Source organism: Arthrobacter sp. 135MFCol5.1 (assembly GCF_000374865.1).
Taxonomy (GTDB): domain Bacteria; phylum Actinomycetota; class Actinomycetes; order Actinomycetales; family Micrococcaceae; genus Arthrobacter.
In genome coordinates this window covers 303,929-325,605 of record NZ_KB895453.1, presented here as the reverse complement: position 1 = coordinate 325,605, position 21,677 = coordinate 303,929, and the positions used below count along the sequence as shown (strand labels likewise).

Genomic DNA, 21,677 nt, shown 5'->3' with positions numbered 1-21,677 from the left:
CCCATGAATGCGCTCACCGGTTATCTCCGACAGTCGGGAACGGCCATCCGTTTCCTGTTCCTCGCCACCGTGGTGCTTGGCCTCGCCTACCCGGCCGCCGTCTTTGGCGTCGGGCAGCTGGTTGCCCCGTACCAGGCGAATGGCTCCATCCTCCGCGACGGTGCCGGCGCGCCCGCGGCATCGGCGCTGATCGCCCAGGTGAAGGACGACGACGGCACGCAGGACCCCGCCTGGTTCCACGCCCGTCCCTCCGCCGTCGGCTGGGACCCGGCGTCGTCGTCGGCCTCCAACCTGGGCCCGAACGATGCCAAGCTGACCGATGCCGTCAACGCCAACCGTGCCGCCGTGGCGGAGGCCGAGGGCGTGCAGCCGTCCGACGTCCCCGCGGACGCCGTCACCGCCAGCGGGTCGGGGCTGGATCCCGGCATCTCCCCCGAGTACGCCCGGCTCCAGGTACCGCGGGTTGCCGCCGCCCACCAGTTGGGCACCGAGGCGGTCCAGGCCCTGGTGGACAAGAACACCAGCAGTGGCCTTGCAGCGTTCCTGGGCCAGCCCACCGTCAACGTCACGGCGCTCAACCTCGACGTGGCGGCGGCCGGACCGCCGCGGTCCTGAGCGGCGTTGCCGGAGTGGAAGAATAACGGCATGGCACGTGGAACGCTGCGGATCTTCCTCGGGGCGGCGCCCGGGGTCGGCAAGACCTACGAGATGCTCGAGGAGGCCCACCGGCTGGCCAACCGGGGCGAGGACGTGGTTATCGCGTTCGCCCTTGACCACGGCCGGGCCGAAACCCGCGCCCTCATGGCAGGCCTGGAAACCATCCCGCCCCGGCGGCTGCCCTACCGCGGCACCGAATTCGAGGAAATGGACCTGGACGGGGTCCTGCACCGCGCCCCGGCCACTGCGGTGGTGGACGAATATGCCCACTCAAATGTTCCGGGAAGCCGGCACGGTAAACGCTGGGAGGACGTTGACGAGCTCCTCGACGCGGGCATCAACGTCCTCTCCACCGTCAACATCCAGCACCTGGCCTCGCTGGGCGACGTGGTGGGCACCATCACGGAGGTCCGGCAGGCCGAGACGGTGCCCGACGAGGTGGTGCGCCGCGCAGACCAGATCCACCTGGTGGACATCTCCCCCGAACTGCTGCGCCAGCGCCTGGGTGAAGGAAAGATCTACGCCCCGGACAAGGTAGACGCCGCCCTGGCCAACTATTTCCGGCTGGGAAACCTGACCGCGTTGCGGGAACTGGCCCTGTTGTGGCTGGCGGACAGGGTTGATGAAGGCCTGGCCCGGTACCGGGCGGACAACGACATCCAGGCGACCTGGCCGGCGCGGGAGCGGGTGGTGATTGGCCTGACCGGCGGACCGGAGGGCGAGATCCTGATCCGGCGCGGGGCCAGGATCCTTAACCGGGTCAACGGCGGGGATCTGCTGGCGGTCCATGTCCGTGCGGCGGACGGGGTGGTCCATGAGTCCCCGCAGTCCCTGGAAGCCCAGCGCCGCTTAATCCAGGACCTGGGCGGCAGTTACCACATTGTGGCCGGTGAGGATCCGGCCGCGGCCCTGCTCGATTTTGCGCGCAGCGTCAACGCCACACAGATCGTGGTGGGCATTTCACGGCGGGGCAAGTTCGCGGGCACGGTGGGCGGCCTGTTGGGCGGGGGCATCGGCACGCGGGTGGTCCGCGATTCCGGGGACATCGACGTGCACATGGTGTCCCATCCCCTGGGCGGCCGGGGAGCCGGTCCACGGCGAGAACGGGACCTGGGCCGAGTCCGCGTCACGGTGGGCTTCATCCTCGCCGCGGTGCTGCCGGTGGTCCTGCAGCTCCTGCTGGCATTGGACCCGGACCCCGGTGTGTCCACCGCCATCCTGGTGCAGCTGACCGGATCGGTCACGGTGGCCCTGGTGGGCGGTCTGTGGCCGGCGGTGCTCGCCGCCCTGTGGAGCAGCCTGCTGGTCAACTACTTCTCGACGCCTCCCGTGGGCACCCTGACCATCAGCGATCCCCACAATTTCTTCTCCCTGCTGGTCTTCGTCGGGGTTTCCGCCGCCGTCGCCGTGGTGGTGGACCTCTCCGCGCGGCGCTCCAAGGAGGCCTCACGCGCCCGCGCCGAGGCCACCACGCTCTCCGACCTCACCCGCGGCGCCGTCCGGTCCGAGGATGGCGTGAAGGACCTGCTCCAGCAGGCCCTCGACGTCTTCAGCGTCCGCGGGGCAGCTTTGTACGGCAGCGGCCCGGACGGCAATGAGCGGACGACGGCGGGCTGGCGGCTGGTTGCCGGCGCCGGCGAGGTGCCAGGACCGGGCGAGACCGGAATCCCGGATTTTGGCAGCGGGAATGCTGGCACCCGAGGTTCTGGCAGCGGGGGTTCTGGCACCGGGGATGGTGGCGCTCGAGGTTCCGGCGCCGGGAATTCCGGGGCCGCGGATTTTGGCACCGAAACGACGGAGAACATTGATCCCGCCACACGGCTGGTGTTGTTCGGCCGTGCGCTTCCCGCGGGAGACCGGCGCCTGCTGGCGGCGTTCGGCGTCCACCTTGCCGCCCAACTGGAGCGGCAGCAACTGGCGGACAGCCGCCGTGAAGTGTTGCGCCTGGCCGAGGGCAACACCATGCGCACGTCCATCCTCCGCGCGGTTTCCCACGACCTCCGCACTCCCCTGGCCGGCATCAAGCTTTCGGTGGGCATGTTGTTGCAGAAGGACCGGCACTACGCCCCGGAGCAGGAGCACGAGCTGTTGCAGACCATTGATGAATGTTCCGACAGGCTGGACCTGCTGGTGGGGAACCTGCTGGATATGTCCCGGCTCAGCTCCCCCGGGGCCGAGCCACTCCTGCGGCCCGTGCGCTGGTCCGAGGTCATCCCCAGCGCCCTCCGGTCCGTCCCCGCGGGCAGGGTTCGGGTGGAACTGCCGCCGAATATGCCTGAGATCGAGGCGGACCCCGGGATGCTGGAGCGGGTGATCGCCAATGTGGTGGAGAACGCGGTCAAGTACGCGCCGGGTTCCGATATTGCCGTGGTGGGCGGCGCCGGCGGCCTGAGCAACACAACGCTGAAGGGGCAGCCGGCCGGAGAGATCAGTATCATCGACCACGGCCAAGGCGTTCCGGCAGAGAGAGTGGTGGAGATGTTCCGTCCGTTCCAGCGGCTGGATGACATTCCGCAGACCACCGGCGTGGGCCTGGGCCTGGCCGTGGCCAAGGGATTTACCGAGGCGATGGGCGGCACGCTGACCGCGGAGGAGACCCCGGGTGGAGGACTGACCATGGTGATCAGGCTGCCGCTTTCCACCGGCTTTCCCGACGACGGACCCCACGGACAGGCGCCAGTGGTGCCCCAGTCGTTCCTGGCCCGGCGGATCCACCAGGCCCCGTTCCAGGCATCAACGGCGGATCAGCAGTGACGGGCGTCCTGGTAGTGGATGATGACCCGCACCTGCTGCGGATCCTGAAGCTTGCCCTCGAAACCAGCGGCTATGCTGTCACCACTGCCGTTGACGGGAGGTCAGCGCTGCTGGCAGCCACCCAGAATCCGTTGGCCTTGGTGATCCTGGACCTTGGGCTGCCGGACATCGACGGCGTCACCGTGATCAAGGAACTGCGGGAATGGAGCCGTGTCCCGGTCCTGGTGCTCTCGGCCCGGCATACCTCGGAGGACAAGGTTGAAGCCCTGGATGCCGGCGCCGACGACTACCTGACCAAGCCGTTCGGACCGGACGAACTGCTGGCCCGGCTGCGGGCGCTGCTGCGCCGGTCCGCGGACCTGCAGCCACCGGAGCCGGTGGTGGTCACGGAGAACTTCACGGTGGACCTGGCCAAGCACCGGGTGAGCCGGGAGGGAGCGGATGTCCGGCTGACGCCCATCGAGTGGAAGATCCTGGAGATCCTGGTGCGGAATCCGGAAAAGTTGATCACCCACCGGCAGCTCCTGACCGATGTGTGGGGCCCGGCCTATGCCAAGGACTCAAACTACCTGCGCGTCTTTATGGCACAGCTGCGCCGCAAACTCGAGCCGGACACCGGAAACCCCCGCCACCTGCTGACCGAGGCGGGCATCGGCTACCGGTTCCAGCCCTGAAGCGGCGCTGGGGGGTGCCACCCGACCTACGTGGTGCCACCCGAGCTGCGTGGTGCCACCCGACCTACGCGGTGTCACCCCAGGAACGTCCGGTGGACCTCACTGCCGTAGCGGCCGATGATGCTGCGCTTGGCTTTCCGGAAGGCGTCAAGGTCGCCGGCGTGGCCGTTCTGCTCCACCCGGCGCCGCGCCAGTTCCTCCGCGATCACGTCGAGGAACAACTCGGCCAGCAACAGCCGGGCGGAGTCACGGAACCGGCCGCGGCCATCGACGTACAGCTGCACGGTGGGCGCGGCGGTGTTGATGATGACTTTGTGCTCCGCCTCGCTGTAAACGGCCCGGTCGGTGGTGTTGTGGAGGTTGCGGAAGTCGTAGCCGGTGAAGAGGTCAACGCCATGGTCCCGGCCGGGACGGTGGGCCTGGTGGCGCGCGCCCGGCGGGGTGCCGTAACCGGGGACTGCAGGGTGCGGCGGCTGGTCCGCGCTTCGACGTGAGGCGTGTTCGGCGATGACGATTTCGCTGAGCGCCCAGTAGTCCCCGGCACGCACGGTGATTTCCCCTTGGTCTCCGGGCCGGTCCCCGGTAGCCGTCCATTCAAGCCGGGTTGTGTCCTGCACACCGGAAACGGGAATGGACACCGGGACCGGGACCAGTCGGATCGATGGCGGCAGGTCAACATCGAATTCCAGAAGCCCGCCGGCGGGGAGCTGGCCGGGATCCAGCAGCAGGGCCACGTGGAACGGATGCCCTGGCGGGCGGTAGTAGAACGGCGTGGTGAACCGCAGCGCCGCTGACGCCGGTTCCCCGGTCCCGGCGTCGCGGACTCGTCCGGTGTCCAGGCCCAGGTCCAGGACGGCGGCAGCGCTCATGTGCTGCAGCAGGCGTTCGATCATTTCGGCAGTGCGTCCGGAGGTGGTGGCGCGTTCCAGGTGGGTGAGTTTTTCCTTCTCTGCCTGCACGGCCCCGGCGATCATCCGGCTCACGGCGGCGGAGAAGGCGGCAACGAACGGATCTTTGGGGTTCAGCCCCTCGCGTTCGTCGCTGATGATTGCTTTGCCCCGGCCCAGCATTTCGGTCAGCGACGGGCACCTGACAGTGCCAAAAAGGTACTCCGTGCCTACCTGGTTTTCGTAGTCGAACATCTGGCAGTCCAGGACGGCCATACCGGATTCCACCACCAGGCCGGCGGTGCGCTCGTCGCCCTTCATGGCCAGTTCAACGCCGTTGGCCCGCTTGAGCGTGACGGTGAAGGCATAATCCACGCTGTCAACGGTGAAGGTTCCGGGACGGTCCGGGCCGATGAGCGTGGCGGCCGGGGGTTCTTCGAAGCGGATGGCGTCCCTGCTGTAGCCGTCGGTGCCCGCAGTCCCGCGCACCAGTTCCACGTTGCGGCGGCCCAGCACGTCGCGCAGGTAGATGTTGTCCGCGAGCAGCTGCAGCAGGGTCGCCTGCTGCGTGATCGTGGCACGGGGATTGTCGACGACGATGGTCACCTTGGTGCCGTTCCGTCCCTCTGCGGGGATCCCGCCGTCGTCTATTCCCAGCCGGGCGTAATCCGCAGGGAAGGCCTCGCGGTCGGCGCCGTCGTCGTCGTAGAGGTAGCCGCCGTTTTCGCCACGGAAGACGTCGATGCGGGTGAACCTGCCGCCCTGGATGGTTTCGATCCAGCCGTGGCCCAGGCCGAAGATGGCCTGTTTCAGTCCGCGCCCGAAGTACCCGCGACCGGCGCCCTCGCCGCGGGCCAGGGGGCTGTGTGCGCCGCCGTAGCTAAGGATCCGGCCGGCCTGCTCGAAGGACATTCCTTGCGCCTGGTCGCTGACCGTCAGGACCGCGCCGGCGTGGTGGCGCTCATAGCCCACCACGATCCTGCCGGTGACCTGGCCGCCGGCCCTTTCCAGGCGCGCGTAGCTGTCGTCGCTGTTGGTGATCAGCTCCACCAGCGCCTTCTCCACCGAGGCGAACCGCCGGGAGTCGATTCCGATCACGCGCTGGTCCACCTGGATTTCCGCGACGGCCATGCTGGATACCCCGCTTACACGTGAAGCTGCCGGTGGCTGGTGGCCGCCTGAAGGCTCATCGACGGACCAACTACGTGGAGCGTAGCAGGTATGCGCCGATCTCAGGAGACCTCGGCGAGCAGCCCGTCAATCCTTGCCAGCAGGCCCGGCCAGCCGTTGCCCATGCCTTCGATCGCATGGCGGCCCATGGGGGTATCGAGGCGGAAGCCGGCGTGCTCGAAGTGGAGGATCGTGCCGCCGTCAATGGGTTCCAGCCGCCAGGTGATGGTGGTGTCCAGCTGTCCTTCGGCGAAGAGGAAGCTGATGGACGTGCCCGGGTCCACGGCGAGTACCTCGCACTGCTGCCGGCCCCAGGAGTCCATGTCCATGGTGAAGCGGTGGCCCACGGCGGGTGCGATGTTGCCCGGCGCCCACCACCGTGCCAGCAGTTCGGGCGTGGTGAGTGCGGCCCAGACCGCCGCTGCGGGATGCGGGAAGCGGCGTTCGAGCCGGATGGCGTTATCTGTCATGACGGTTTCTCCTCGTCCAGAAGGTCGGCCAGCGCATCCAGCCGCTGGTTCCAGTAGTGCTCAAAGTGCTTCACCCAGCCGCCGATCTCGGCGAGGGCGGCAGGCTGCAGGTGGTACACCCTGTTCCTGCCCTGGCGTTCTTCCCGGACAAGACCTGCCTCGCGCAGGACTGCCAGGTGCTCGGAGGCGGCGGGGCGGCTGAGGTCCAGCAGCCCCGTGAGTTCACCCGCTGTTCGGGGCCCGTCCCGGAGCTCGTCGAGGATGACGCGCCGCGCCGGGTTGGAGACGGCGGTAAAAACATCAGGAAGCACAATGGCAGTATATGTCGGAATTATCCGACGTATCATCTGATGTTGGGTGAACAGCGAAAGGATTATCCCGCGCACCTGCCCGGCTGTGTCCTACTCTTGAGTAACCATTCGAGAGGACCCCAACTTTGGCATGCGACGGCTGCACCACATCTTCACGGCTTGATATCGACTTCAGCATGGCTTTCCAGCCGATCTATGACGCTGTTGCCGGCAGGGTGTGGGGCTATGAGGCGCTGGTCCGGGGCGTGGCGGGCGAAGGCGCGTACGAGGTCCTGCGGAGGGTCTCCCCGGAGCAGAAGTACCGCTTCGACCAGGACTGCCGCGTCAAGGCCATCGAACTGGCGGCGCGCCTCTTCCCGGCCGGCGAGAACCTGATGCTCTCCATCAACTTCATGCCCAACGCGGTCTATGAACCGGCCGCCTGCCTCCGCGCGACACTGCTTGCGGCTGCGAAAGCCGACTTCCCGTTGTCCTCGATCATGTTCGAGTTCACGGAGAACGAAGAAGTCACAGACACCGCCCACCTGACCAACATCATCACCGAATACCGCAAGCACGGCTTCATCACGGCGATCGACGACTTCGGGGCCGGCCATGCAGGCCTGGGACTCTTGGTCGACTTCCAGCCGGACCTGATCAAGATCGACATGAAGCTCATCCGCGGCATCGACGGCAGTCCCGCACGGCAGGCAGTGGTCGCCGGCATCGTGGCCATCGCCGGGGACCTCAACATCACCGTGCTCGCCGAGGGCATCGAAACGGAGGCGGAATACCGGGTTTTGCAGGCAGCCGGTGTCCGCCTGCTCCAGGGCTATTGGTTCGCCAAACCGGCGTTCGAGCAACTTCCCGAGATCCATGTCCCCGTTGCCACCGCTGGCGGCGTGCAGGGCCTGGCGGTCTTCCCCTGCTAGCGGCGGACGGAGCCAGCCCGACGGCCCGCAACCATGCCTGCCCAGAAAGAGAGCACCAGCAGTCCCACGCCGGCAACAGCCAGGCCCGCCTGCGTGCCTTGCGTGATGAACGCAGCCCCGTTGGCGCTGAAAGGCTGGTTGCTCAAGGGAGCGTAGGCAACCCAGCCCGTGAAGTCGCGATTAAGGTACGCGACGAGGCAGCCGGCCAGCACTGCCGCCAGACCGAGGCAGGGCACGACGACGGCGGGCAGTTTGGCGCGTTTGGATGGTCGTTCTTCCCCGGATGTGTTGTTTTCCCCCATGCAGGCGAGTCTAGCCGGACCTGCCCCGGCCGGTTTAGGCTGGGCGGATGTTGACCATCGGCACCATCGTCCTCGGCGTCAACGACGTCGCCGCCGCTACCACCTTCTGGCATGAAGCCCTCGGCTATGTCCCCCGGGAACCTGGTGACGACACCTGGGTGACCCTCGAACCGTCGTCGGGCCCCGGCGCCCACCTGTCCCTCATGCTCAGCGAAACATCTGTCCAGGCTTACCCGCGGATCCATCTGGACCTGTACGCGGACGATCAGGCCGCGGAGGTGGAGCGGCTGGTCTCCCTCGGCGCCAAGCGCGTGGACTGGGATATGTACCCGGAGGACCCGGACTTCGTGGTGCTTGAGGATCCGGACGGCAACCGGTTCTGCGTCATCGACAAGGGTCCGGAGTAGCGTCCCTGGCGGCCTACAGGCAGCCAGCCGGGCTAGGAGTCCTGGCCGGCAGCCCGGTCAACGGTGGTTCTTGCGCTGCTTTATAACGTGAAGCTCACTGCTTTCGGTTTTCGCCTTTTTTTCGGCACGTTTCTCAAGGATCGACTTGCCGACCTTTTTGGCCGCTCCGCCTTTTGATTTTCCAGACACCGGAACCACGCCCTTCTCTCGCGTTAACGGCCACCATACGCTCTTTTGCTTTTTTAGCCAGTCCCGCCGTCCTGCCCGGCCTGGGGCTTGGATTGGCGGCAGAATCGGGACCAATGACGTGACCTCGCCAGTTATGGCGACTTCATAATTTTGACCGCCTCCGACATTCTTCGCTCCTTTTGTCATCCCCTCTGAGAAGTGCCAAAGGCTCATGCGCCAAAAACTTCCGGGACGTTGGGCCCTACGCCACGGACCGGGAATTCGGCAAGGTAATACAGGACCCGATCCGGACACCGCCAGGAGGCCAACGATGGGCAGCATCTACATCCCGTACGGGACCACCGAGGGCCAGACGGCCAGGATCGCCGAGTTCATTGGGGACGTCATCCAGGCGCATGGGCACCAGGCCCGCGTTGCGGACATCAAGCAGGCAGGCGACTCGATCCCGCCCGGGTGTGACGCGGTCCTGGTGGGGGCATCGGTGCACATGGGCAAGCACGAGGAGTACGTCCAGGACTTTGTCCGGAAGAACCGGGAAACCCTGGAGCGGCTCCCATCCGCCCTGTTCTCCGTCAGCCTGGCCGCGCACGGGGATGCCGAAAACGCCGAGAGCTACGTCCGGGAGTTCGAGGAGCAAACCGGTTGGCGGCCGGCCCATGTGGCGCTGTTCGGGGGCGCCCTGCTGTACACGCACTACGGGTTCATCAAGCGCCTCATCATGAAGAAGATCGCCGGCGACAAGGGCTCCCTGGACACCGATACGTCCCGGGACTACGTCTACACCGAATGGGACGGCGTGAAGAGGTTCGCGGAGGATTTCCTGGCCACGCTGTAGCGGGGCACGTTCGACGCCGGGCGCCCACCCGCCGTCGAAGGCGTACCCGGGGTCGAACGCGTCCCCGGCGGCGTCAGCTCCAGAAGGCGGCAAGCCGCCCGGCAAGGGCCCTACCTTGGGTGTAGCCAGCCTGGGCGGCTGCGGGGCGCAGCCGCAGGTCCATGGCGTTGGCACCGAACAGGTGTTCCGAGCCGGCGTCCGGGAAGACCGTTTCCACCACGCTGCCGGCGGCCCGCAGCTCATCGGCCTGCGCTGCGAGCTGCATGTTCCACTCCAGCGGCATCCGTGTCCTGCCCCCGAAGGGCGAGAGGACCAGCACCCGCCCGCACCCGGCCGCCAGGTCGGCGTTCTCGTTGCGCCGGTAGCCGCCGTCGATATAGCTGCTGTTCCCGATCCCGTACGCGAAGCCGCTGGCGCAGCTGGCGGCCACGGCGTCCACCAGGTCCACGCCGCTGTGCCGGTGGAACACCACCGGTTCGCCACTGTGGGCATCAACCGCGGTCATCAGCAGCTCGTGCTGCGGCCATTCGAGCGTGGGGAGCCGCGTTGCAACTGTTGCGCGCCACTGCTCCCGGAGGGAACCGCCCTGGGCTGAACTCTCTTGGGGAGAACTGTCCTGCACCGGAGCGGTCGCCGTTGAAGGGTTCCGGGCAGCCGCCATTTCCAGGGCAACCGCACCCATCCGGCGGCGCATGTCGGCCGCATCCTCGGCGGCGGCAATGATCCTGCCGGTCCGCTCCAGGTGGTCGGACACCGGCCTGGCAGGGGCGTGGCCGGCTGGAGGGCGGCGTTGTGGCGGCAGCGGCGCGTCCAGGATGGCGGCATATAGTTCAGCCGGGGGCGCCCCGGCGATTTGGGCTGCGGCCGTGGATCCGGCGGAGGTACCGATGACCCGGTCGGCCCGGGTGAGGTCCAGTCCGGCATCGGCGAGGCCGGCCAGGACGCCAATCAGCCAGGCATTGCCTGTTGATCCGCCCCCGCCGAGGACCAGTGCGCGGCCGGGAAGTGGACCGTCGGAGGGGCGTGGTTGGGAGGAAGGTGTTGTATTCATGGGAGTCGCCTTTCGCGAATAGCCTGTGCGGCGCTCCCGGTGGCGGCTAGTTCAGCCGCGCGATCGTGGACTGCGAGGGAGCACCCATTGCGGATACTGCATTCATGGGTCTCACCTCCTGCGTTCGGATCACGATCCCCCGAATAGTCGCACACCGCGGCGCCGCAGGCAACCGGTACCTTTGAAGTAATGGTTTCCATAGAGCGGGACAGCCCCGAGCGCGACGACGTCCACCGGCTCCTGAGCGAGCACCTGGCCGACATGTACGCCACGTCGCCGGCCGGAAGCGTCCACGCGCTGGACCACTCTGCGCTCTCCGCCCCATCCATCACGCTCTGGACCGCGCGCGAGCAGGGTGCACTGCTGGGGTGCGGGGCGCTCAAGCTCCTAGAGTCCACGCCGGGCGCAGCCGGGAAGGGCGAGATCAAGTCCATGCGCACCACCGCATCGGCTCGGGGACGAGGCGTCGCCAGCCTCATGCTTCGGCACATCCTCGCCGACGCGCGGTCCCGGAACCTGGAGCGCGTCTACCTGGAAACCGGGACCGAGGACTACTTCGCCCCGGCCCGACGCCTCAATGCCCGCCACGGATTCACCGAGTGCGCACCATTCGCCGGCTATGTGCTGGATCCCCACAGCGTGTTCATGGAGCTCCGGCTCTAGGACGGCCGGTTTCCGGCACACGGGAAAGCGGACGACGGCGGGTGGGCGCCCGCCGTCGTCCGCTTCAGTGTGGTGCTACCCGCTGTACGGGACCTTTTCCCAGCTCAGGACGTCTGCGCCTTTGGCGTTGTTGCCTGACACGGTGACGCGGAGGTAGTCGACGGCGTTATTGGCGCCGTCCACGGTGATGCGCTGCAGGTTGTCCGCGGCCGGCGCACCGTAGATATCCAGCCAGGGCGAGCCGGCGGCAAGGGGCTTGTTCTGGGCGAAGACGTGGCTGTCGCCGTTGACGAGGTAGACAGGGGCGTCGAAGCGGTTCGTTTCGTCCACGATCGCCTGCACGATCTCCCGGAAGCCGGACACGGTGTTGGGGTCGGCGGCGGCGTCGGCGAGCAGCGCGGGATCGAACATGTCCGCCTGCTGCATGAGTACCACGGCCCGGTCGTTGCTGCGCTTGGCATCGGCGAAGGTCTGGTGGATCTGGGCCAGGACGGCGTCCGTGCGGTGTTCCACCTCGGCGAGCTGTTCCGGCGTGGGAGCGGTCTTGCCCAGCCCAGTCCACGGGAGCAGTGAGTTGTTGCTGCCTTGGACGTTCAGAACGGAGAAAGCCACCCGGTTCTTGGTGAAGCGGACGTCCTCGGGCAGCCCCAGGTTCGCCTGGCTCTTGACGGGCATGGTGGCGCCGAGCGTCTTGCCAGGTTCGTTGAAGAACACCTCCCTGATCTTGTCCAAGCGCTCCAGCGGGTTGTAGGCGCCGTTGTTGGTTCGGTGGCAGTCCACCCATTCGTTGTCGCCCGGCGTGTAGACCAGCGGGTGGGTGAAGGTGTCGAACTGGGAGCGGATGTAGGAGAAGTACTCGTTGGAGCAGACGGAGGAGCCGTTCTTGATATCGCCCACGTGTGCTACAAACTTCAGGTCCTTGTCAGCGTTGAGGTCCTGGATGTGTGACGGGAACTTTGCGATCTCAGCCGCCCCATAGGGAATGTCGCCGATGACGCCGAAGGTGAAGGCCTGGCTGCTGTCGCTTGTGTTGTCGGCAGCCTGAGCGGGAGCTGCGGCTGCTCCGGCGAGGGTGGCGAGGACGGCAAGCGTGGCCAGGGTGGATCTTACGAACACGGGTACTCCTTGGACGGTGGGCCTTCCGCCCTGCGTATCGCGAGCCGCCGGGCAGTGGGTGCCTGCCAAGGCTTGTCCGCCCGAACGAACGGTGGTGGACGTGGTGGTTGCGTAGGGATGAACGGGTTGGGACATCGCTGGGCACGGAACGGATGACGGCGCGCACAAGGATGGACACCGACACGCCCGGACGACGGCGGACACCCGGACAGACCACCGCCAGGCACCGCCCCGACGACCCCCGACGGCCGGCACGCATCAGCCGTCGTCCCCTTCGTTGCATCGTCCGCCTTCACTGCATTGGCACGCCGGTTTCGCCGCAGCAGAGTTCTAACTTTGTGCCGTGGCGTCACGAGGCGAGGTACGCCACGATGATTTCCTCGAAGGGGCTGGCCCCACCCGGCGGGCAGCCCGGCGGAACGATCCATTCGGCTGCCGGGAATCCGGGCGGCCATTGCGGTTTCTGCCAGTCAGGTTGTTCGGCCGGATAGTGACGGCCGGCAGGGGAAGTCCATCCGGGTGGCTCGTTCATGGTGGCCGGAGTAGGCGTCCACGTGGAGCTGTGTTTCAGGCGGTGGTGCTTGGGACACAGCTGCCCGAGGTTGCTGATTCCAGTGGTTCCACCGTGTTGCCAGGCGGTGAGGTGGTCTGTTTCGTTGTCCTGGGTGTGGTTGCTGCAGCCGGGGAAAGTGCACCTGCCGTCACGCATCCGGATCCACCGCTTCATGCTTTCCGGCAGCCGGTAGCTGGTGCGTCCGATTTCCAGCGGCGCCCCGTCCCGCGGGTCCACCAGCACCCGGTAGAACGAACCAGCCCCGTCTGCCACAAGCCTGCGAGCCATGGACGCCGGAATGGGACCAAACCCGTCCAGGTCGGCCGGTTCATCCGTGAGACCCAGAAGGGAAAAGACGGGCACTGTGACCAGGACGTCTGCTCTTGGTGTGGGAATCCTGCTCAGGTCAACGGCGTAAGGGTTGCCGTCCTCGGTATGGGGGCCGTTGCCGGCATCGAACGAGCGGCCGGCATCGTGGCCGACGTCGCCGGCGGCACCGGGGTTCGAGGCGTCGCGGTTCGAGGCGTCTCCCGCAGCCCCGGGGTTCGAGCCGGCCGCGGGGTTCGAGCCGGCAACAGCCGCGCCACCAGCCCTGGCACCCATCAGGAGTGCGGCCGCGACATCTGCACGCAACTGGGTCAGGGTGCGGCCCTCCCCAGGGCCCTGCAACCCGCGGGCCACAGCGGACGCCTTATTCCACACCGCGCAGGCCGTATCGCCGGGAAGGTACAGGGAAAGCCACGCCATGCCGTCCACGTCCGGCCGGTATTCCATTCGCCGGTCCGCCACGCCAATTGCGTGCCGCTCTTCCAGCGACTCCGGAAAGGTGCGCTCCCGCCAGGCCCGGACCTTCCGCCGGAAGCGCGACGGCACCAGGTCTCCGGGCGCGGCGCCGCGGGCAGGGTTCGGATCCTCGGGGTCGAAGAAGTGGGCCACCAAAGCCGCAGCACGTGCGGGATCGAGCCCTGTGGTTTCGTCGACCACGGCGCGGGCGTGCTGCCATGAAATCGTGCCCGCCTGCAACGCATCCAGAGCCGCCGGCAACGTGGTGGTCAGCGCATGGGCCTGCCCCAGCAGGGCCGATGCGGCGCGTTCGCCGATGGTGAGTACGCAGGCGATCTCCGCCACCATTGTCATTTCCTGGGCTGATTCCCTGTAAGCGCCGGCCGGGGGTGCCTCCAACAGGGTTGCCGCCTCCGCGTGGAGGGCGATCATCCGGACCTTGGCCGCGGCTGTTGCCGCCTCAATCCGGGCCAGCACTTCCAGTCCCTCAAGGGAGGCTTCGGACAGCTCCCGCAACGGATCGGGCCCTGCGCCAGCCGGGCTGCCTCCGGCCACGACCCGCTCCAATTCATGGACCAGCCCGGCCACAGAGGCGACCGCAGAGGCGATTGCCGCCCTGCCTCCCGCACCTGCCACCACACCGGCTTCCATAACCAAAATCTTCGCAGCAGGGTCTGACATTTTGGGGTGACGCCAACAACCTGCACCCCGGCTGGAACAGACAGCCCGCGAGGTACCAAAGCAGCCGCGCAGCACGGAGACGTACGACGGCGGGTGCCCACCCGCCGTCGTACGCCTCGCCAAGGTGCTGAAGGGAGCCTGCGGGTACGGGTTCCGGGCCGTAGGCTGGGATTTCAGCTTTCTGTAGGGGGAACAGAAATGAAGCACACCATTACCGTCGGCACGGCCGTTGCAGCCCTTTTCGCGCTGGCGGCCTGTTCAGCGCAGGATCCCGCGCAACCGGCTGCCGCGAGTCCCGCTCCCGCGGTCCAGCAGGAGCTCACCACCAAGCTGCTCGTCTCGGATGGGGGCACCAAGGCACTCACGGTCGAGAGTGCACCGTCAGGGCCGCGGGTGGAAGCCACGGTGGCGGGACAGGTGTCCAGGGATGGCGCCGGCTGCCTCATCCTGCTCGGGAAGGACGGCACCGACTGGACCTTGATCTTTCCGGCGGGCACCAGCCTGGACGGGGAGGCTGCGGTTTTGCCGGACGGCTCGGTCTTGACCCGCGGGGACCACGTAAGCGTGGACGGGAACAGGGTTCCGGCCAACGAGGGCGCGAGCATGTGCTTGAACTACGCGAGGCTCTTGTCGGTTGAAAGGGCCGCAGCAGGCTAGGTTTTACATCCCTGAAACGCAAAACACTGTTCGCAAACGAAATTGCAGAGTACATTAGATGCAATTGAACTTGCAGAGTGATCTGCGTTACAGGACGGGCACCAGCGTGAACCCCAGCGCTTCCACAGAGCAGGCAGAAGAGCAGGCACCAGGGCAGGCAACCCAGCCGGCAGCAGTGTCAGCAGCAGAGCCGGCACCCGGGCGCGCCGCCGACATTGACGGCAACGGCTCCGGCATCAGCTCCCACGCGTGGCTTGGTGATGCCCTGCCGGACGTTGCGCTGACCAAGGCCCAGAGCCGCGTGGTGGAGGTCATCCGCCGCAACCCGCAGCTGTCCTCCTACGCGGACATCGCCGAGATTGCCCAGCGCGCGGACGTGAACAGCTCCTCCGTGGTCCGCACGGCACAACACCTGGGCTACCGCGGCTGGCCTGACCTGCAGCGGGAACTCCGGTCCCGCTACCTGGTGATGATCTCCACCGAGGACACCCTGACCGAGCACGGCGAAACCCGCAGCCCGCTGTACGAAGCCATCACCCACGACATCGAAAACCTCCGCCTGACGCTGGACTCGAACACCCCCGAGGAAGCCGAGGCGGCCATCGCCGCGCTGGCGTCAGCGAAGTCCATCACCGTCGTCGGTATCGGCTCCTTTGCCGGCCCCGCCAGCGTCATGGCCCACCTGGGTTCCACCATGGGTTACCCGATCAGCCTGGAAAACCGTGCCGGCCCCCACCTGGCGTCCAGCACCAACAGCCTTGGGCCCGGTGATGTCCTGGTGGTGATCAACATGTGGCGCTCCGTCAAGCAGATCATCATTGCCGCCGAAGCCGCGAAAGAGGCGGGCGCAACGGTTGTTGCCATCAGCGACCTGCGCCGCGGCCGCCTGGCCACCGCCGCGGACCACCTCCTGGTGGTGGCTTCCGAAGGCATCTCCTTTTTCCAGTCCGTCACCGCCGCAAACTCACTGGTCTACGGCCTGCTGGCCGGCATGGAGGCAGCACATCCGGAGCGCAGCCGGGCCACCATCCGCCGCACCCAGCAGCTCTGGAAAGACCTGGACATCTACCTCGACTAGCTGCGCCGCAAAGACAGAACCGCGCACGCAGAACCACCAACAGCCACCCAGGAGTACCTCTATGAACGAGCCACAAAACAACCGCGTCGCCGTCATCGGCCTCGGCGCCATGGGCGGAGCCATGGCCGCCACCCTGCACAAGGCGGGCTGGGACGTCACCGGCTTCGACCCCTCGGAAGCCGCCCGCCAAGCAGCCGAAGAAACCGGCATCGGCACCACGGACACCCTGTCCAGCCTGGCCGGAACACCCTACGCAGTCCTCTCACTGCCCGCTGCCGGCATCGTCGAAACCACCGTGCCGCAGCTCCTGGCCAGCACGGGAACGGTCGCCATCATTGACACCACCACCTCCGAGCCCGCCACCAGCAAGCACATGGCCCAGCTCGCGGAGGCCGCCGGTGCGGCGTTCATCGACGCCCCCGTTTCCGGTGGCCGCGACGGCGCCGCAACGGGAACGCTCAGCGCCTTCGTGGGTGCCACGGACGCCGCGCTGAAAGCTGCCGAGCCGGTCCTGCTGGCGCTCACCGGCGGCAACTACAGCCACATCGGCGCACCCGGCAGCGGCAACGTGGTCAAGCTCCTCAATAACGTCCTGGCCGCCGCGAACCTCGCCTCCGTGGGCGAAGCGCTGGGCGTGGCCAAGGCCTACGGCATCGACCCCGCCACGGCAGCGGCCAGCATCAGCGGAGCCTCCGGCGGCAGCAAAGTCTCGGCCGCCATGTATCCCAACTGGGTCCTCACCGGCACGCACGATTCCGGCTTCTCCATGGGCCTGATGGCCCGGGACGCCGCCCTTGCCGTGGACGTTGCCGCCCAAATCGGCGAGAAGCCCGCGCTTCTGGCCGCCGTCGCCAACCAGTGGCAGGACGCCCTTGCAGTCCTTGGCCCGCGGGCTGACTTCACCGAGATCGCCCGAACGGTGGCCCCCGCCATCACCCCGGCCGGCGCCCCGGCCTCCATCTCCGCCGCTTAGAGCCAGCAGCGACAACATCCCCCAAAGGAAACAAGAATTTGAGTATCACCACAGCACCCACCTCCTCCTCCACGGCCACCGCCAGGTCGGTCCTGGACGCCGCCTTCCCGGGCGGCCTCGGCGCGTTCGTTGACGGCCGCGTCGCCACCGGAAGCGGAGACAGCATCACGCTCACGGCAGCCGCCACCGGCGAGCCCTTCGCCACCTACGCGGACCCCGGCGCCGAGGGCGCCAACGCCATCGTGGAAAGTTCGACGGCGGGCGCCCGGGTTTGGGGCGCGCTGAACGGCTTCGAGCGGGCCGCCATCCTCCGGAACGTCAGCCGCGCCGTGGAGCAGCACGCCGAGGAACTGGCCATCCTCGAGTCCGCCACCACCGGCAAGCCCATCCGGGACGCCCGGGCAGAGGCGGCCAAGGTGGCCGAAATGTTCGGGTACTACGCCGGGTGGGCGGACAAGCTCACCGGGCAGACCATCCCCGTTCCGGGCAACTGGCACACGTACACCGAGCGCGTGCCGTGGGGCGTCGTCGTCGCCATCACGCCCTGGAACGCACCGCTGTTCACCGCCGGCTGGAACTCTGCCGCCCCATTGGCCGCTGGCAACGCGGTGATCATCAAGCCCAGCGAATTCACCCCGGCGTCGTCGGTCCGGCTGGCCCAGATCGCCCATGAAGCGGGCCTGCCGGCGGGCGTCTTCAACGTCGCCGCGGGCCTGGGCCAGACCGTGGGCGCGGCACTCACCACCGACCCGCGGGTGGGCAAAGTCAGCTTCATCGGTTCGGTCCCCACCGGGCGCCGTGTCGCCGTGGCCGCAGCCCAGGCGGGTATCCCGGCCCTGCTGGAGCTCGGCGGCAAGAGCGCCAATATCGTCTTCGCCGACGCCGACCTGGACCGAGCCGCGGACGGCGCCATCTCCGCCATCTTCTCGGGTGCGGGCCAGTCCTGCGTGGCCGGGTCCCGGCTCCTGGTGGAGCGCAGAGTGCACGCCCAGTTCGTGGAGATGGTCGCCGCCAAGGCCGCCCTGCTGCGGGTGGGTGATCCGCTCAGCGCAGACACCGAGGTGGGCCCCATCATCACCGCGCAGCAATTTGCCACCGTCACCGGCCTGATCGAGGCGGGAATGGACGACGGCGGCCGTCGCCTCACCGGGTCAGCGTTGCCGGAGGCGTTGAGCGGCTCGGCGCTGAAAGGCGGCCACTGGGTCATGCCCACGCTGCTGGACGGCGTCACCCCGGCGAACCGGCTTGAAACCACCGAAGTGTTCGGCCCCGTGGTGGGGGCGGACGCGTTCGATACCGAGGCCGAGGCCATCGCCCGCGCCAACAACACCAGCTTTGGCCTGGCCGGGGCGGTGTGGACCTCGGATGTGTCCCGCGCCCACCACGTGGCCCGCGAGGTCAAGGCCGGCACGTTCTGGATCAACTCCTACAAGACCATCCATGTGGCCGTCCCCTTCGGCGGTTTCGGCGATTCCGGCCACGGACGTTCTTCCGGCCCGGGCGTGCTGGACGAGTACACCCAGACCAAGGCCGTGTGGGTGCCAACGCGCGGCGCCGGATCCCCCTTCCCGTCACTGTCCTACTAGGAGACCCGTGCACACGACTGACACAACCCCCGCCGCAGGTGCGTTGCGCACTGCCCTGGCGGACGGCGTCGAACGCTGGAAACCCCGCGTGGAGGCGCTGGCCAAGGACATCCACGGCTTCAAGGAACTCTCCTTCGAGGAAGTGAAGTCTGCCGAGGCCATCACCGCGCTGCTGGCTGAGGGCGGCTTCGAGGTGGAGCACGGCAGCGCCGGGCTGCCCACCGCCTTCACGGCGACCGCCGGCAGCGGCGACCTGACCGTGGCGCTCTGCGTGGAATACGACGCGCTGCCGGGAATCGGGCACGCCTGCGGGCACAACCTGATCGCCGGCGCGTCGGTGGCCGCGGCCCTTGCGCTGCAGCCGTACGTGGACGAGCTGGGCATCACGCTCAAGGCCATCGGCACCCCCGCGGAGGAGCACGGCGGCGGCAAGGCGCTGATGCTGGAGCAGGGAGCGTTCGACGGCGTGGGGCTGGCATTGATGGTCCACCCGGTCCAGGACGGGGTCACCTACAACCCAGCCGGGACCAGCGCCCAGGCCGTGGGCCGCTACAAGGCGACGTTCACCGGCAAGGCCGCTCACGCGGCTGCGGCCCCGCACCTGGGAGTCAACGCCGCCGATGCGGCGGTGCTGAGCCAGGTGGCGATCGGGCTGCTGCGCCAACAGATCCCGTCCGACCACCGGATCGCCTGCTTTGTGGCGGAGGCCGGCCACGTCACCAACGTCATTCCGGAGAAAGCCGTGGTGGAATTCGAGTGCCGGGCCTTCACCCTGCCCGAGTTCGAGGCGCTGCTGGTGCGGGTGCGGCGCTGCTTCGAAGGGGCGGCGCTGGCCACCGGCACCACGCTGGTGTTCGAGGACACCGAACCGCTGTACGAGCCGCTGATCCAGGATGACGACCTCGCCGCGCACTGGACGGCGGCGATGGACGCGTTCGGCAAGGACACCTCCCCTGCGGCAGGCCTGAGCGGCGGTTCCACGGACATGGGCAACATCTCCCAGGTCATCCCGTCCCTGCACCCGTGGCTGAGCATTCCCGGTGCGGACGTTCCCATCCATTCGCACGCGTTCGCCGCCCTGGCGGACACTCCGCAGGCGTACGGGGTGATGTTCGAGGCCGGCACCGCGCTGGCCTGGACAGTTGCCGCGGCTGCCTCAACCCCCTCCCAACGTCAACGCTTCACCCAAGCGGCGTACCGCCGTCGTACTTTCACCCAGGAAGGCGCATCATGAGCACTGTCACAACAGCCAGGACCGATAAGGCCGGCACCAGGCTGACCATCCCCATTGCCGCTTTGGCGTTCGTGATTGCCCTCGCCGTCCAGTTCATCGGGCAGGCGAAGATCGACCTGGGCATCGGCGCCATCATCATTTTCCCCATGGTGTGGGGCCTGATCCTGGGCCTGCTGGTGTCCATCCAGAAGTTCAAGCCGCTGGGCATCGACCTGCAGCGGGTGGCGGCGGCGCTGGTGGGCGTGGCCGTGCTGTTGCTGGTGGCGCGGCTGGCGTTCAACATCGGCCCCAGCCTGCCCACCCTGTTGAAGGCGGGCCCGGCGCTGCTGCTGCAGGAGGTGGGCCACCTGCTGGGCACCATCGTGCTGGCGCTGCCGCTGGCTGTGCTGCTGCGGATGGGCAAGGCGACGGTGGGTGCCACGTTCTCGCTGGACCGTGAGCCGTCGTTTGCCATGGTGTCCGAGAAGTACGGGCCGGACTCGGACCAGTACCGCGGCGTGCTTGCCATGTATGTGTTCGGGACGCTGTTCGGTGCCGTTTTCATCACGCTGCTGACCTCGCTGGTGGCCAACTGGAAGATCTTCGATCCGCTGGCGCTGGCCATGGGCGCCGGCGTGGGGTCCGGTTCCATGATGGCTGCGTCCGTCGCGAGCATCACCGCCGCGTACCCGGGCGACCAGGACGCTGTCCTTGGCATGGCCGCCGTGTCCAACCTGATCACCACGGTGCTGGGTGTGTATGTGGGCATCTACATTGCGCTGCCGCTGGCGGACAAGTTCTACCGGGTGCTGACGCGGAAGCAAGCGAGCCGTGAGGTGGTTGGTGCTGGTGCTGGTGCTGGTGCTCCCGCTGTATCTGCTGCCGACGCCGAGCGCGAGGCCGCCCAGGCTGAGGAGAACCGGCTGTTCCGTGAGCGGGTGGCGGAGTCCTCGGCCGAGATGAAGCTGCCGCTGTGGCTCTCCCTATCCGTGCTGACGGTGCTAGGTATTGGAACTGCTTCTGTTGCGGCGAAGGGGCTGTCGCTCTCGATTGTGCTGGGGTATGGGGTCCTGCTGGCGCTGGTCCTGGTGAGCATTGCGCTGGCCAAGGTCACCCGGAAGATCTCCGCGATCGTGTTCATCACGACGATCGGCGCGTACATCTCCAGCCCGTGGTTCTTCGGGGCCGAGGCGCTGAACGCGGCGGTCAAGACCGTGGACTTCCTCTCCATCGCCACCGTGATGCTGACCCTGGCCGGCCTGTCCCTGGGCAAGGACATTCCGCTGCTGAAGAACATTGGCTGGAAGATCATCCCGGTGGGGCTGGTGGCCATCACGGCGTCGTTCCTGCTGTCCACTGTGATCGCAGAGTTCGCGCTGGGGTTGTGGCACTGAGCTTCTAGTACCCCTTTTTTGGGGGGCTTGGGCGGAGCGGACGACGGCGGGTGGGCACCCGTCGTCGTCCGCTTTGGTTTTTGGGAGTTCTTTCCCCCATTCCTAAAAGATGAGTGTCGCGTAGACCTGAAGTAGCAGCAGATTCTTGCCCGTCACAACTTCATCATGAGTTCATGACGAGTTCCTTGTACAAACCGGAAGGTACATAACGCCAACTCTGCGGTGGTTCGAGCCCGTAATCATTGCGTAGCTGTTCAAGTGTGACCGGTCGCACGCTCTTAGTCACATTGTCTAACCGTAGTGCGTATGCAACGTCCGCGCCCGCAAAATATTCACAGAACTCCCTATATGTAACTCCTAAT

At 67.3% G+C, this 21,677-nt stretch carries 21 protein-coding genes; 13 read left to right on the top strand and 8 right to left on the bottom strand.

The genetic code is table 11. The features are described from left to right. Nucleotides 1-3 precede the first annotated feature (3 nt). The 3 genes from kdpC to C563_RS0105060 are packed head-to-tail and all read left to right on the top strand — an operon-like array spanning nucleotide 4 to nucleotide 4,085. A complete protein-coding gene (kdpC, locus tag C563_RS0105070; RefSeq protein WP_018760956.1) occupies nucleotides 4-615 on the top strand; it encodes a K(+)-transporting ATPase subunit C in 612 nt (203 codons plus the stop codon). A gap of 30 nt (nucleotides 616-645) precedes the next feature. After that, nucleotides 646-3,411 carry a DUF4118 domain-containing protein gene (locus C563_RS0105065; RefSeq protein WP_018760955.1) on the top strand — a complete coding sequence of 922 codons (2,766 nt, stop codon included), beginning with the start codon at nucleotides 646-648 and terminating at the stop codon, nucleotides 3,409-3,411. After that, complete coding sequence (locus tag C563_RS0105060) at nucleotides 3,408-4,085, top strand: response regulator (protein ID WP_018760954.1); 678 nt, start codon at nucleotides 3,408-3,410, stop codon at nucleotides 4,083-4,085. The genes C563_RS0105065 and C563_RS0105060 overlap by 4 nt, the downstream gene beginning before the upstream one ends. Nucleotides 4,086-4,159: 74 nt before the next feature. Here C563_RS0105060 and C563_RS0105055 read toward each other — a convergent pair whose 3' ends face one another. The 3 genes from C563_RS0105055 to C563_RS0105045 form a co-directional block, all read right to left on the bottom strand. Beyond that, nucleotides 4,160-6,103 (bottom strand): ATP-binding protein, encoded by a 1,944-nt coding sequence (locus C563_RS0105055; RefSeq protein ID WP_018760953.1) that lies wholly within the window; start codon nucleotides 6,101-6,103, stop codon nucleotides 4,160-4,162. 101 nt (nucleotides 6,104-6,204) lie between these two features. Then, entirely contained in the window at nucleotides 6,205-6,612 is a 408-nt protein-coding gene (locus C563_RS0105050) for an SRPBCC family protein (protein ID WP_018760952.1), read from the bottom strand. Then, the gene (locus tag C563_RS0105045) at nucleotides 6,609-6,923 is read right to left on the bottom strand and encodes an ArsR/SmtB family transcription factor (RefSeq protein ID WP_018760951.1); all 315 of its coding nucleotides are present in this window, start codon (nucleotides 6,921-6,923) and stop codon (nucleotides 6,609-6,611) included. The genes C563_RS0105050 and C563_RS0105045 overlap by 4 nt, the downstream gene beginning before the upstream one ends. A 176-nt stretch (nucleotides 6,924-7,099) precedes the next feature. Between C563_RS0105045 and C563_RS0105040 the strand changes: the two genes are divergently transcribed. Continuing rightward, nucleotides 7,100-7,834 (top strand): EAL domain-containing protein, encoded by a 735-nt coding sequence (locus C563_RS0105040; protein ID WP_155845101.1) that lies wholly within the window; start codon nucleotides 7,100-7,102, stop codon nucleotides 7,832-7,834. Here C563_RS0105040 and C563_RS0105035 read toward each other — a convergent pair. Beyond that, entirely contained in the window at nucleotides 7,831-8,136 is a 306-nt protein-coding gene (locus tag C563_RS0105035) for a hypothetical protein (RefSeq protein ID WP_018760949.1), read from the bottom strand. The two genes, C563_RS0105040 and C563_RS0105035, sit on opposite strands and share 4 nt — an antisense overlap. A gap of 47 nt (nucleotides 8,137-8,183) precedes the next feature. Between C563_RS0105035 and C563_RS0105030 the strand changes: the two genes are divergently transcribed. Beyond that, on the top strand, nucleotides 8,184-8,543 hold the full coding sequence (locus C563_RS0105030) for a VOC family protein (RefSeq protein ID WP_018760948.1): 360 nt from the start codon (nucleotides 8,184-8,186) through the stop codon (nucleotides 8,541-8,543). A gap of 57 nt (nucleotides 8,544-8,600) precedes the next feature. Here C563_RS0105030 and C563_RS22380 read toward each other — a convergent pair whose 3' ends face one another. Further along, nucleotides 8,601-8,945 (bottom strand): hypothetical protein, encoded by a 345-nt coding sequence (locus tag C563_RS22380; protein WP_155845100.1) that lies wholly within the window; start codon nucleotides 8,943-8,945, stop codon nucleotides 8,601-8,603. Between the two features lie 97 nt (nucleotides 8,946-9,042). Here C563_RS22380 and C563_RS0105025 point away from each other — a divergent pair, with 97 nt between their 5' ends. Then, a complete protein-coding gene (locus C563_RS0105025; RefSeq protein ID WP_018760947.1) occupies nucleotides 9,043-9,567 on the top strand; it encodes a flavodoxin domain-containing protein in 525 nt (174 codons plus the stop codon). 73 nt (nucleotides 9,568-9,640) lie between these two features. Here C563_RS0105025 and C563_RS0105020 read toward each other — a convergent pair whose 3' ends face one another. Next, on the bottom strand, nucleotides 9,641-10,618 hold the full coding sequence (locus tag C563_RS0105020; RefSeq protein WP_018760946.1) for a patatin-like phospholipase family protein: 978 nt from the start codon (nucleotides 10,616-10,618) through the stop codon (nucleotides 9,641-9,643). Between the two features lie 189 nt (nucleotides 10,619-10,807). Between C563_RS0105020 and C563_RS0105015 the strand changes: the two genes are divergently transcribed. Continuing rightward, on the top strand, nucleotides 10,808-11,281 hold the full coding sequence (locus C563_RS0105015) for a GNAT family N-acetyltransferase (RefSeq protein WP_018760945.1): 474 nt from the start codon (nucleotides 10,808-10,810) through the stop codon (nucleotides 11,279-11,281). A 75-nt stretch (nucleotides 11,282-11,356) separates the two neighbouring features. Here C563_RS0105015 and C563_RS0105010 read toward each other — a convergent pair whose 3' ends face one another. Both C563_RS0105010 and C563_RS0105005 read right to left on the bottom strand, forming a co-directional pair. Beyond that, nucleotides 11,357-12,397 carry a metallophosphoesterase gene (locus tag C563_RS0105010; RefSeq protein ID WP_018760944.1) on the bottom strand — a complete coding sequence of 347 codons (1,041 nt, stop codon included), beginning with the start codon at nucleotides 12,395-12,397 and terminating at the stop codon, nucleotides 11,357-11,359. A 349-nt stretch (nucleotides 12,398-12,746) separates the two neighbouring features. Next, nucleotides 12,747-14,384 carry an HNH endonuclease signature motif containing protein gene (locus C563_RS0105005; RefSeq protein WP_155845099.1) on the bottom strand — a complete coding sequence of 546 codons (1,638 nt, stop codon included), beginning with the start codon at nucleotides 14,382-14,384 and terminating at the stop codon, nucleotides 12,747-12,749. Nucleotides 14,385-14,612: 228 nt separating this feature from the next. Between C563_RS0105005 and C563_RS0105000 the strand changes: the two genes are divergently transcribed. The 6 genes from C563_RS0105000 (at nucleotide 14,613) to C563_RS0104975 (ending at nucleotide 21,315) form a co-directional block, all read left to right on the top strand. Further along, nucleotides 14,613-15,071, top strand: coding sequence for a hypothetical protein (locus C563_RS0105000; protein WP_018760942.1), 459 nt, complete (start codon nucleotides 14,613-14,615; stop codon nucleotides 15,069-15,071). A gap of 214 nt (nucleotides 15,072-15,285) precedes the next feature. Then, entirely contained in the window at nucleotides 15,286-16,149 is an 864-nt protein-coding gene (locus C563_RS0104995; protein WP_051083420.1) for a MurR/RpiR family transcriptional regulator, read from the top strand. Between the two features lie 61 nt (nucleotides 16,150-16,210). After that, nucleotides 16,211-17,122 (top strand): NAD(P)-dependent oxidoreductase, encoded by a 912-nt coding sequence (locus C563_RS0104990; protein WP_018760940.1) that lies wholly within the window; start codon nucleotides 16,211-16,213, stop codon nucleotides 17,120-17,122. A 38-nt stretch (nucleotides 17,123-17,160) separates the two neighbouring features. Continuing rightward, the gene (locus C563_RS0104985) at nucleotides 17,161-18,708 is read left to right on the top strand and encodes an aldehyde dehydrogenase family protein (RefSeq protein WP_018760939.1); all 1,548 of its coding nucleotides are present in this window, start codon (nucleotides 17,161-17,163) and stop codon (nucleotides 18,706-18,708) included. 7 nt (nucleotides 18,709-18,715) lie between these two features. Continuing rightward, a complete protein-coding gene (locus C563_RS0104980; RefSeq protein WP_018760938.1) occupies nucleotides 18,716-19,942 on the top strand; it encodes an amidohydrolase in 1,227 nt (408 codons plus the stop codon). After that, nucleotides 19,939-21,315, top strand: a complete 1,377-nt coding sequence (locus C563_RS0104975) for a DUF3100 domain-containing protein (protein WP_018760937.1) — start codon at nucleotides 19,939-19,941, stop codon at nucleotides 21,313-21,315. The genes C563_RS0104980 and C563_RS0104975 overlap by 4 nt, the downstream gene beginning before the upstream one ends. The last annotated feature ends 362 nt before the right edge of the window (nucleotides 21,316-21,677 follow it).

Coding starts and splice junctions, on each gene's coding strand:
- C563_RS0105040 (WP_155845101.1), top strand. CDS start 7,100: ATGGCTTTCCAGCCGATCTATGACGCTGTTGCCGGCAGGGTGTGGGGC.
- kdpC (WP_018760956.1), top strand. CDS start 4: ATGAATGCGCTCACCGGTTATCTCCGACAGTCGGGAACGGCCATCCGT.
- C563_RS0105025 (WP_018760947.1), top strand. CDS start 9,043: ATGGGCAGCATCTACATCCCGTACGGGACCACCGAGGGCCAGACGGCC.
- C563_RS0104975 (WP_018760937.1), top strand. CDS start 19,939: ATGAGCACTGTCACAACAGCCAGGACCGATAAGGCCGGCACCAGGCTG.
- C563_RS0105035 (WP_018760949.1), bottom strand. CDS start 8,136: ATGGGGGAAAACAACACATCCGGGGAAGAACGACCATCCAAACGCGCC.
- C563_RS0104990 (WP_018760940.1), top strand. CDS start 16,211: ATGAACGAGCCACAAAACAACCGCGTCGCCGTCATCGGCCTCGGCGCC.
- C563_RS22380 (WP_155845100.1), bottom strand. CDS start 8,945: ATGAGCCTTTGGCACTTCTCAGAGGGGATGACAAAAGGAGCGAAGAAT.
- C563_RS0105000 (WP_018760942.1), top strand. CDS start 14,613: ATGAAGCACACCATTACCGTCGGCACGGCCGTTGCAGCCCTTTTCGCG.
- C563_RS0105005 (WP_155845099.1), bottom strand. CDS start 14,384: ATGGAAGCCGGTGTGGTGGCAGGTGCGGGAGGCAGGGCGGCAATCGCC.
- C563_RS0105030 (WP_018760948.1), top strand. CDS start 8,184: ATGTTGACCATCGGCACCATCGTCCTCGGCGTCAACGACGTCGCCGCC.
- C563_RS0105015 (WP_018760945.1), top strand. CDS start 10,808: ATGGTTTCCATAGAGCGGGACAGCCCCGAGCGCGACGACGTCCACCGG.
- C563_RS0105065 (WP_018760955.1), top strand. CDS start 646: ATGGCACGTGGAACGCTGCGGATCTTCCTCGGGGCGGCGCCCGGGGTC.
- C563_RS0105020 (WP_018760946.1), bottom strand. CDS start 10,618: ATGAATACAACACCTTCCTCCCAACCACGCCCCTCCGACGGTCCACTT.
- C563_RS0105050 (WP_018760952.1), bottom strand. CDS start 6,612: ATGACAGATAACGCCATCCGGCTCGAACGCCGCTTCCCGCATCCCGCA.
- C563_RS0105055 (WP_018760953.1), bottom strand. CDS start 6,103: ATGGCCGTCGCGGAAATCCAGGTGGACCAGCGCGTGATCGGAATCGAC.